Origin of the sequence: Actinocatenispora comari (genome assembly GCF_017312725.1) — a bacterium.
GTDB classification, from domain to species: Bacteria; Actinomycetota; Actinomycetes; order Mycobacteriales; family Micromonosporaceae; genus Actinocatenispora; species Actinocatenispora comari.
In genome coordinates this window covers 112,731-123,018 of the sequence record NZ_BOPO01000023.1, presented here as the reverse complement: position 1 = coordinate 123,018, position 10,288 = coordinate 112,731, and the positions used below count along the sequence as shown (strand labels likewise).

Below are 10,288 nucleotides of genomic sequence, written 5' to 3'. Positions count from 1 at the left end.
CGCCGGGGCCCGCCGCCGGCGGATCGGCCGGCTCCCCGCCGCGGCCTGCGGCCGGCGGTTCGGCCGGCGTCGCGTCGCGGCCGGCGGACGCCGACTTGCGTTGTGCCATCGACGATCCCTCTTTCCTGCCGCAGCGGGCCGGCACCGCTCCGGGCCTGGCTGGTTCGCGCGGACTTGACAGCGAACCTAGCAGCGGTCATGCTGAATTTGAATTCACTGAATCGAAATTCACTCAACCGGGAGCGCGAGATGACCACACCGACGTGGTGATCGTGGGAGCCGGCCCGGCCGGCCTGACACTGGCGATCGAACTGGCCCGCCGCGGCGTGCCGCATCGGCTCGTCGACGCCGGGCCGGGCCCGTTCCCGGGCTCCCGCGGCAAGGGGCTGCAGCCGCGGACCCTGGAGGTCTTCGAGGACCTCGGCGTGCTCGACACCGTGTTCGCGGCCGGCTCGCCGTACCCGCCGATCCGCGCCTACCGCGGCGACACCGTGGTGTACGAGGGTCGGATGGCGCCGGAGCGCGCGGCGACGCCGCAGCTGCCGTACCCGAACGCCTGGATGCTGCCGCAGACCCGCACCGTGCGGATCCTCGCCGACCGGCTGCGCGAGCTCGGCGGCACCGTCGAGTACGGCACCGCGCTCGTCGGCTTCGACCAGGACGAGACCGCGGTCCACGCCGAGCTGGGCACCGGCGAGACGGTCACCGCGCGGTACCTGGTCGGCGCGGACGGCGGCCGTTCCACCGTACGGGCGGCGCTCGGCGTCGGCTTCCTCGGCGAGACGCGCGAGGGGGAGCGGTCCATCGTCGCCGACCTGCCCGTCGCCGGCCTCGACCGGGAACACTGGCACTTCTGGGGCGACGGCCCGGACACCGGCATCGGGCTGTGCCCGCTCGGCGGTACCGACCTGTTCCAACTGCAGGCGCCGCTGCTGGACGGCAGCGACCCGACCCCGGACACCGCCGGGGTGCACGCGCTGTTCGCCGCGCGGGCCGGCGTCGATCTCGACCTCGGCGAGGTGGTCTGGGCGTCGGTGTGGCGGGCGAACATCCGGATGGTCGACCGGTACCGGGTGGGCCGGGTGCTGCTGGCCGGCGACGCCGCGCACGTGCACTCGCCGGCCGGCGGGCAGGGCCTGAACACCAGCATCCAGGACGCCTACAACCTGGGCTGGAAGCTCGCCGGGGTGCTGTCCGGAGCGCCGGAACCGCTGCTGGACAGCTACCAGGACGAGCGGCTGCCGGTGGCGGCCGGCGTGCTCGGCGTCACGACCGCGCTGCACGACAAGGGGGTCGCCGGGGACGGCGACGCGCTGCGTCGGGACGACCCGGAGCTGGCCCAGCTCACCCTCGGCTATCCCGACTCGGCGCTGTCGGTCACCGACCTGGACGTCCCGGCCGACGGTGCCGTCTCAGTCGACGGTGCTGACCCCGTCGACCGGGACGGTCCGGCCGGTGCCGGGCGGGGCGACGGTGCCGGGCCGGCCGGCGAACAGTTGCTCGACGCCCCGGTACGGGCCGGCGTCCGGGCGCCGGACGCGCCGTGCCACGACGCCGACGGCACCCCGGTACGGCTGTTCCAGGTGTTCGCCGGCCCGCACGCGACGGTGCTGGCGTTCGGCGCCGGGCCGGCCCCGGCGGCGCGGGACGGGCTCGCGGTACGCCGGGTGGTCCGGCCCGGTGCCGCGGTGCCCGGCGCGCTGGTCGACACCGGCGGGCACGCGCACGCCGGCTACGGGGCGCACCCCGACCGGCCACTGCTGGTCCTGGTCCGGCCGGACGGCTACGTCGGCTTCCTCGGCCGCGACCCGGCCGGCCTGGACGCCTACCTGGCGAAGTTCGGCTACTGACCCGGCCTGGCGAAGGACCGGCGGGCCCGGTACGGAGCCGCCGGTCCGACCGCGCGCCGCCCGCGTCGGTGCACCCGGGCCGGGTCCGGCGCTCGCGTGATTGACTGGGCCGATGCGGCCGGAGCTGAGCGGTACGGCGATCGACGAGACGGCGGGCTGGCTACGGAACGCCGACCGCGTCACCGTGTTGACCGGTGCCGGTATCTCCACCGAGTCCGGCATTCCCGACTTCCGCGGCCCGGACGGCGTCTGGACCCGCGATCCGGCGGCGGTCGGCCTGGTGTCGCTGCCCGACTACCTCGCCGACGAGGACGTGCGCCGTCGCGCCTGGCTGTCGAGGCGCGACAACCCGGCCTGGCACGCCAGCCCGAACGCCGCGCACCTCGCCCTGGTCGAGCTGGAACGCGCCGGCCGGCTGTGGGCGACCATCACCCAGAACATCGACGGCCTGCACCAGCGCGCCGGCGCCGACCCGAGCCGCGTCATCGAGCTGCACGGCACCCTCTACCAGGTCGAATGTCTGCAGTGCGGCCGGCGGGTGCCGATGACCGAAGTGCTCGACCGGGTGGCCTCCGGCGACCCCGACCCGGCCTGCACCGCCTGCGGGGGGATACAGAAGGCGGCCACCGTCGCGTTCGGCCAGCAACTGGACCGTTCGGTGCTGTCCACCGCAACCGCCGCCGCGGCGGCCGCCGACGTGTTCGTCGCCATCGGTACGTCGCTGACCGTGCACCCGGCCGCCGGCCTGGTCGACCTCGCCGCCGCGGCCGGCGCCCGGATCGTGATCGTCAACGCCGAACCCACCCCGTACGACGAGATCGCCGCGCGCCGGTTCGCCGCACCGATCGGAGTCGTCGTACCGGCGCTCGTGCGCAGGGTGCTTTCCGGCAACGGCTAATCTGATCCGACCACGCGACGTAACAGGGTGATGGGGGTCGCCGATGACGCAGCCGCCGATCTCGGCACGGGCCGACGCAGGTGACTCGGCCGGCCCGCCGGCACCGCGCCCCGAAACGCCGACGCCGACCGGAACCAGCCGCCGGCGTCGGATCATCGGGATGACGGTCGTCGGCCTGCTGTTCGTCGCCTGGTGCGTCACGGTCGGCCTGCCGACCGACCCGATCCTCGCGAGCATCTGGCTGTGGGTGCTGACCATCGGCTGGAACAACGGCCGGCACTGGACCCACCACCTGCGGTTCCTGCGTGACTGGCTGCCGGTGCTGGTGTTCCTGGTGCTCTACAGCTACAGCCGCGGTTGGGCGTACACGTCGACCACGGTGCCGCACGTCTACGAGATGCTCACGATCGACCACGCGATCTTCGGCGTCACCCCGACGGTGTGGCTGCAGCAGCACCTGTACGACCCGAACCACATCCACCCGTGGGACGTCGGCGTCAGCTTCGTGTACTTCTCCCACTTCCTCACCGTCTACATCGTGGCGGCGGTGCTGTGGCTGCGGAACCGGGCCGCGTGGGGCGCGTTCATGCGCCGCTGGATGCTGCTGACCTTCGCCGGGGTGTCCACCTACATCCTGTGGCCGGCCGCGCCGCCGTGGTGGGCCGCCAAGTACGGGTTGATCGAGCCGGTGGCGCGGCTGTCGTCGCGCGGCTTCAACGCGATCGGCTTGCACGGCGCCGGCAACATGCTCAACCACGCGCAGCTCGGTGCCAACCCGGTGGCGGCGATGCCGTCGCTGCACTTCGCGTTCTCGCTGTGCGTCGCCGGCTTCTTCATGACCCGGCTGCGCAAGCGGTGGATCCCGCTGCTCGCGCTGTACCCGCTCGCGATGGCGTTCACCCTCAGCTACTGCGGCGAGCACCACGTCACGGACATGATCGTCGGCGCGCTGTACGTGCTCGCCAGCTTCGTGCTCGTCTCGGTCGGCGAACGCCTGTGGCGCCGCCGCCGGGCCCGCCGCGCCGCCGGGACCGCCGCGTCCGACGAGTCGCGCGCCGGCACGAGCGTCGACCCGGCAGACGGCGCACGAGTCGAGGGTGCACGGGTCGAGGGCGTCCGGGTCGACGGCGTGCGGGTCGACGGCGCCGCCGTCGACCCCGACCGGGACGCCGAGCCCGTCGGTGCCGGCCGGGGCGAGGCGATCGACGTCGGGCCTGTCGGCCGCGGCGGGGCCGACCTGGGGTCGGTCGACGGCCGTGAACGCGAGGCAACGGCGCAGCGCACCGGCGGTACCGAGCCGGATGCCGGTGGGTCGACGGTGACCGCCGAGCCGGAAGCGGCCGGCGCGCCGGTCAGCGGCCCGCCTGCCGCCCGCGGCTGATCGCCGAACCGGGCGGCCCACCGCGGTCGTCGGTGCCCGGCGGCGGTCAGGCGTCGGCGTCCATCGGGACGACCTCGCGCAGGAAGCCGCGGGCCGACAGGAACTCGCTCAGCGACCCGCGGTGCTCGTCGCAGGCCAGCCACGTCTTGCGCCGGTCGCCGGCATGGATCCGCGGATTGCTCCACCGCAGCTGCCACCGTGCCGAGCGCCGGCACCCCTTCGCCGAACACTGCACCGGTACCTGATCGCCACCCACCCGGTCAGCCTCCCACCCGGCGGGGGAGCGACCGCACGCCGGGCGGTCAGAACATCCCGTTGTCGTTGGCCGACTCCGCCGGGATCGGCTGCATCACGTCCCAGTGCTCGACCAGCTTGCCGTCGGCGAGCCGGAAGATGTCGATGATCGCGGTACCGGGCTGGCCCGGCACCCGCACCCCGTACACGTGACCGACGACCCGGTCGCCGTCCGCGAGCAGGCTGCGTACCTCGGCCCGCAGCTGCGGGAACGTCTCCCGCAGCTGCGCGACGAAGGCCCGCAGCCCGTCGACGCCGTCGGCGATCCGCGGGTTGTGCTGCACGTACCGGTCGCCGACCAGCCGGACCGCGGCGTCGGCGTCCTTGCGGTTGATCGCCGCCTCGTAGAAGGCGAGCACCGTCTGCTTGTTGCGTTCCTGCACCGAGGACATCGGCACGCTCCTTGACTGTACGGCTGTAGTGTCGGAACACTAACGCTACAGCCGTACAGTTACAAGTGTTCAGTTAGGATGTCTCGCATGGGTACGCAAGCGTCGCCGCGCGGCCGCAACCCGCGCGGCCAGGGCGACCGGCTGCGCGCCGAGATCATCGACGCCACGCTGGGCTTGCTCGACGAGCTGGGCGACGACCAGGCGCTGTCGATGCGGGCGGTGGCCCGCGCGGTCGGCACCGCGGCGACCTCGGTCTACCTGCACTTCGCCGACCGTGACGCGCTGGTGCTGGCGACGCTGCGGCACTGCCACGACGACCTGATGCGCGCCGCCGACGAGGCCGCCGCCGGCAGCGACGACCCGGCCGAGCAGCTGCGCGCCCGGGTGCTCGTGCTCGGTACCTGGTCACGCCGCCACCCCGGTCTCTACCGGGTGATGCACGAGAGCGCGGTCAACCGTCGCCCCGAGACGGCGTTTCGTTCCGAGGTCGCCGACTCGACCACGGCCGCCGTCCGCCGCTGCATGGATGCCGGCGTGGCTCCCGCCGGCGACGCCCAACTGGTCGCCCTGGACCTGCGCGCCGCCGTGCACGGCGCCGTGGCCCTGCGCCTGAGTCAACCTCAGCTCGACTGGCCACCCCTGACCGCCCAGATCGACCGCTTCCTCACCCGCCTCGTCGGCCTCCCCGCCCGGTGAGCCGACGTGGGCGACCTCGGTGACGGCGTGGCCCGGTCAGGTGCGGGCGGTACCGGCCGGGTGGCGAGGCGTCTCCTGGTTGCTCAGCTGCCGCTTGGCGAAGCCCGCCTTCAGTACCCTTCGGAGCACGAACCTCGGCAGCCGGGGCAGCGATGTCATGCCCTTGAACTGCTCGGCGCTGTCGGCGAGGATCGCGCGCGCCACCGGAAGCCGCTCCCGCTCGTAGCCGTACAGCACGTCCTCGCCGGAGGTCCCGTCGAGCGCCCGACCGAGCCGCCATCCCAGGTTGGACGCATCCTGGATCCCCGTGTTCATCCCGTGTCCACCGGTGGGCGGGTGTACGTGCGCCGCATCGCCCGCGATGAAGACGCGCCCCTTGCGGTACGCGTCGGCGACGCGCAGGTTGTAGCGCCAGATCGACGTCCACCGGACCGCCCGTACTCGCAGATCGTCGCGTTGCGTCAGCTCGGTGCACCTTCGCTGCACCAGTTCGGCCGAGAGCGCCTCGTCGCCGGGAGGGGCTCCCGTGACGACCTGCCAGTGGTCGTCGTGCGGGATGGGCCGGCAGACGACCATGCCGCGCGGGCCCATGAACATGTGCACGCCGCTGGTCGGGTCGAGCCCCTCCAGCCGTACGTCGGTGATCAGCGCGCTCTCGGTGTGGGTGCGTCCGACGAAGCCGATGCCTGCCGCGGTCCGGATCGTGCTCCGTCCGCCATCGGTGCCGACCAGGTAGTGGGATCGAAGGGTCGATCCGTCGTCGATCGTGACCTCGACCGCGTCGCCACGGTCGGCGAAGCCGGTGACGGCCCGACCGAACTCGACCTCGCCGCCCAACTCCGCCAGCCGCTCGCGCAGGATCGCCTCGGTGCGGAACTGGGGGATGCCGACCGATTCGCGATCCGGTGTGGGCCGCAACTCGAGCTCGAACAGCGGCGTGCCGGCCCGGCGACGCTGTCGTGCCGTGGCGTGCTCGGCGGGCGTGAGGAAAAACAGCAGGCGGCGCTCGACCGTGCCGGCCGCACGAATCCGATCGGCGACGCCAAGCCCGGCGAGAACCTCGAGAGTGCTTGGCTTGAGAGTGAAGCCGCGGGTGCCCGGCGAGGCCGCGGCAGCCTTGTCGAAGACTCGACAGCGCACGCCGCGTTGTCGCAGGTCGATGGCGAGGGTGAGACCCGTGGGGCCGGCGCCGGCGATGATGACGTCTGTATCCATACCTACAAGTGTACCTGTCAACATAGGAGTATCGAATGTCGTTGCGGCACGCTCTGCTCGGCCTGCTGGAGGATGGACCGGCGAGCGGCTACGCACTGAGCACCCGCTTCGACCGGTCGCTCCGGCGTTTCGCCTGGTCGGCCCGGCAGAGCCACATCTACCCAGAGCTGAACCGGATGGCCGCCGACGGCCTGATCGAGGTCACCGACGAGGGTGCCCGAGGCCGTCGCACGTACGCACTCACCGAGGCCGGCCGGATCGAGTTGCACGACTGGCTCCTGTCGGAACCGAAACCGCGCGCGATCCGGGACGAGCGGGTGCTGCGGATGATGCTGCTCTCGGCGCTCACCCCGGACGAGGCCCGCGCGCAACTGGAGCGCTACCTCACCGAGGCCGAGCACCTTGCCGCCGAGTTGCGGGAGCTGGCCGCCCTGGCGGACGCCGACACCACCCATCCCAGGCACGGCCTGCGGTACGGCCGCCTCGCCCTGGAACACGGCATCTACCAGGCAGACGCCCAGGTGCAATGGGCCCACTGGGCACTACACCAACTGCACCACGCCGACAACCCCGCACCGGCAGCGGACCAGCCGACGCCCTGACCCCACCCGCACCAAACACCAACACGGCGGCAAGCACCGTGCGCCGCCGCAAACGCAGATGTGAGCCGTCACGGGACGCCGGGGCCGGACCCTCCTGGCGAATGTCTGGAGGCTGCTCCCGGGCAATGCCGCACCGCGGCGAGCGAAGTGATGGTGACGTGATCGGGCTCGCCGACCCGGGAGAGGTCGGGGGGTGCCGGGGGGCGAAGCCCCGCCGGCGCGGGGCCTGGGGGCCGCGCCCCCAGAAGACATGCGAAATCCCCCGGCCGAGCCCGCGCAGCGGCGAGCAGGGAACACCGAGGGATGAAGCCGCCGGGCGACCACGGGGGAAGCCGCCCGGCGACGGTGCAATGGTACACACGAGGCAGAGGCGGTTGTCTACCCGACAGGACGGCCGTCCGTAGTGATTTCGGCGTGTTCTTCACCGTCATGGCGTACGGGTGTCGCACGGTGCCGCAGCGCAACGGGAGGGGTGGCGCGCGCGCACCCGCCCAGCGCGTACCCAGCCTGTCGTGGGAGGCTTGGACTCGCAAGGATGCGCGACGATGGGTGGCGGCCGGGCGCCGGGGGCGGCGGCGGCGAAGCGCAGTCGGTGACGTGCCGTGGAGGTCAGGTGGCCCAGCAGACCACACCAGCTCAGGATGCGACCCTGCTCGAGAAGGCGCTGTTCGAGGTCAAGCGAGTGATCGTCGGGCAGGACCGGATGATCGAGCGGATGTTCGTCTCGCTGCTCGCCCGCGGGCACTGCCTGATCGAGGGCGTGCCGGGGGTCGCGAAGACGCTCGCGGTGGAGACGTTGGCCAAGGTGGTCGGCGGTTCGTTCGCGCGCATCCAGTTCACGCCCGACCTGGTGCCGGCCGACGTGGTGGGCACCCGGATCTACCGGCAGGGCAGCGAGAAGTTCGACGTCGAGCTGGGCCCGGTGTTCGTCAACTTCCTGCTCGCCGACGAGATCAACCGGGCGCCGGCGAAGGTGCAGTCGGCGCTGCTGGAGGTCATGGCCGAGCAGCAGGTGTCGATCGGCGGCGAGACGCACGAGGTGCCGCACCCGTTCCTGGTGATGGCGACGCAGAACCCGATCGAGCAGGAGGGTGTGTACCCGCTGCCCGAGGCGCAACGCGACCGGTTCCTGCTGAAGATCCAGGTCGGTTACCCGACCGACGTGGAGGAGCGGGAGATCGTCTACCGGGTCGGGGTGTCGACGCCGGAGCCGACCGCGGTGTTCTCCACCAGCGACCTGATCGGCCTGCAGGCCAAGGCCGACGAGGTGTTCGTGCACAACGCGCTGGTCGACTACGCGGTGCGGCTGGTGCTGTCCACCCGCACCCCGGCCGAGTACGGCATGCCCGACGTCGCCGGCCTGGTGCAGTACGGCGCGAGCCCGCGCGCGTCGCTGGGCATCGTGCGGGCGGCGCGGGCGCTGGCGCTGCTGCGGGGTCGCGACTACGCGCTGCCGGCCGACATCCAGGACATCGCGCCGGACATCCTGCGGCACCGGCTGGTGCTGTCGTACGACGCGTTGGCGGATGGCATCCCGGCGGAGCAGATCGTCGACCGGGTGCTCGCCACCGTGCCGCTGCCCACGGTGGCGCCGCGGCAGAACGCGGACGCCCCGGCGAGTGCCGCGCCGTCCTCCGGTACGCCGCAGCCGGCCGGCGCCTGGCCGCAGCCGGGGCGTGGCCTGTGACGCTAGGGCGTGTCTGGTGGATCTTGGCCGAGCGAGGCGAGTCCCATTCGTTCGCTCGCAAGGCGGAGGTGCGGGTGCATACCGGTGTCGTATGCGCCCGTGCCGACAACGCGGCGAGCGGGCGAATGGGGCCGCCGCAGCCGGCCGGAAGATCCACCAGACACACCCTGGGTTCGGAGGCGAGGTCGCGCGCACCGGTGGTGGGTGAGCGGGCGTGAGCCGGGGGAGCCTTGCCGCGCTGGGCCGGCTGCGGCGGCACTCGACCCGGGAGCGGGCCGTGGCACCGCAGCTGGACGTGGGCCGCTCCGAGGTCACGTTGTCCCGCCTGCAGCTGCTGGTGACCCGCAAGCTGGACGGTCTGCTGCAGGGCGACTACCTGGGCCTGCTGCCGGGGCCGGGCACCGAGCCGGGCGAGTCCCGGGAGTACCGGCCGGGCGACGACGTGCGGCGGATGGACTGGCCGGTCACCGCGCGAACCACGGTGCCGCACGTGCGGCAGACCATCGTGGACCGGGAGCTGGAGACCTGGCTCGCGGTCGATCTGTCGGCGAGCCTGGACTTCGGTACCGCGGACTGCCTGAAGCGTGACCTCGCGATCGCCGCGGTGGCGGCGATGTCGCACCTGACGGTGCGCGGCGGCAACCGGATCGGCGCGGTGATCGGCACCGGCTCGGACACCTACCGGGTGCCGGCACGGCCCGGCCGGCGGGGCGCGCAGACGTTGCTGCGCAGCGTGGCGCGTACCGAGCGGCCGGCGGCGGGTGGCCGCACCGATCTGGCCGCGTTGATCGACGCGCTGAACCGGCCGCCGCGGCGGCGCGGGATGGCCGTGGTGATCTCCGACTTCCTCGCCCCGACGGGCTGGGAGCGGCCGTTGCGGCGGCTCGCGGTGCGGCACGACGTGCTGGCGGTCGAGGTGCTCGACCCGCGCGAGCTGGAACTGCCGGACGTCGGGGTGTTGGAGCTGGTCGACCCGGAGACCGGCCTGGTGCACGAGGTGCAGACCACGCCGGCGGTCCGGGCCCGGTACGCGGCGGCGGCGAGCGAACAGCGCGCGGCGATCTCGGCGGCGCTGCGGCACGCCGGGGTCGGCCATCTGCGGCTGCGCACCGACTCCGACTGGCTGCTGGACATCGTCCGGTTCGTCGCCGCGCAGCGGCACGCCCGGACCAGGGGGACGACCCGATGACCGATCCACCCGGCGGCGGGCCGCCCCGCTCCGTCTCGTACGTCCGCGGGGGCCGCGCATGAGGCACCGCAGCACACCGTTCCG

10 protein-coding genes are annotated in these 10,288 nt (G+C 73.1%); 7 read left to right on the top strand and 3 right to left on the bottom strand.

What is annotated here, in order from left to right; translation table 11 throughout:
• The first annotated feature begins 263 nt into the window (after positions 1–263).
• The 3 genes from NUM_RS08590 to NUM_RS08580 all read left to right on the top strand — a co-directional run bounded on the left by NUM_RS08590 (position 264) and on the right by NUM_RS08580 (position 4,129).
• Positions 264–1,850, top strand: a complete 1,587-nt coding sequence (locus tag NUM_RS08590; RefSeq protein WP_207124256.1) for an FAD-dependent monooxygenase — start codon at positions 264–266, stop codon at positions 1,848–1,850.
• Positions 1,851–1,962: 112 nt separating this feature from the next.
• Entirely contained in the window at positions 1,963–2,748 is a 786-nt protein-coding gene (locus NUM_RS08585; protein ID WP_207124255.1) for an SIR2 family NAD-dependent protein deacylase, read from the top strand.
• A 160-nt stretch (positions 2,749–2,908) separates the two neighbouring features.
• Positions 2,909–4,129: a phosphatase PAP2 family protein gene (locus tag NUM_RS08580; RefSeq protein ID WP_207124254.1), complete on the top strand. Its 1,221-nt coding sequence runs from the start codon at positions 2,909–2,911 to the stop codon at positions 4,127–4,129.
• A gap of 46 nt (positions 4,130–4,175) precedes the next feature.
• Here NUM_RS08580 and NUM_RS08575 read toward each other — a convergent pair whose 3' ends face one another.
• Positions 4,176–4,385: a hypothetical protein gene (locus NUM_RS08575; protein WP_207124253.1), complete on the bottom strand. Its 210-nt coding sequence runs from the start codon at positions 4,383–4,385 to the stop codon at positions 4,176–4,178.
• Positions 4,386–4,431: 46 nt separating this feature from the next.
• Positions 4,432–4,815, bottom strand: coding sequence for a nuclear transport factor 2 family protein (locus NUM_RS08570; RefSeq protein WP_207124252.1), 384 nt, complete (start codon positions 4,813–4,815; stop codon positions 4,432–4,434).
• 87 nt (positions 4,816–4,902) lie between these two features.
• On the opposite strand from NUM_RS08570, the gene NUM_RS08565 reads away from it, so the two are divergent.
• Positions 4,903–5,511: a TetR/AcrR family transcriptional regulator gene (locus NUM_RS08565; RefSeq protein WP_207124251.1), complete on the top strand. Its 609-nt coding sequence runs from the start codon at positions 4,903–4,905 to the stop codon at positions 5,509–5,511.
• Positions 5,512–5,547: 36 nt separating this feature from the next.
• On the opposite strand, the gene NUM_RS08560 is transcribed toward NUM_RS08565, so the two are convergent.
• A complete protein-coding gene (locus NUM_RS08560) occupies positions 5,548–6,822 on the bottom strand; it encodes an FAD-dependent monooxygenase (RefSeq protein WP_207124250.1) in 1,275 nt (424 codons plus the stop codon).
• Here NUM_RS08560 and NUM_RS08555 point away from each other — a divergent pair.
• The 3 genes from NUM_RS08555 (at position 6,762) to NUM_RS08545 (ending at position 10,204) form a co-directional block, all read left to right on the top strand.
• Positions 6,762–7,328: a PadR family transcriptional regulator gene (locus tag NUM_RS08555; protein WP_207124249.1), complete on the top strand. Its 567-nt coding sequence runs from the start codon at positions 6,762–6,764 to the stop codon at positions 7,326–7,328. The two genes, NUM_RS08560 and NUM_RS08555, sit on opposite strands and share 61 nt — an antisense overlap.
• A 535-nt stretch (positions 7,329–7,863) precedes the next feature.
• Positions 7,864–9,015: an AAA family ATPase gene (locus NUM_RS08550; protein ID WP_207124248.1), complete on the top strand. Its 1,152-nt coding sequence runs from the start codon at positions 7,864–7,866 to the stop codon at positions 9,013–9,015.
• Between the two features lie 247 nt (positions 9,016–9,262).
• The gene (locus NUM_RS08545; protein ID WP_370466944.1) at positions 9,263–10,204 is read left to right on the top strand and encodes a DUF58 domain-containing protein; all 942 of its coding nucleotides are present in this window, start codon (positions 9,263–9,265) and stop codon (positions 10,202–10,204) included.
• The last annotated feature ends 84 nt before the right edge of the window (positions 10,205–10,288 follow it).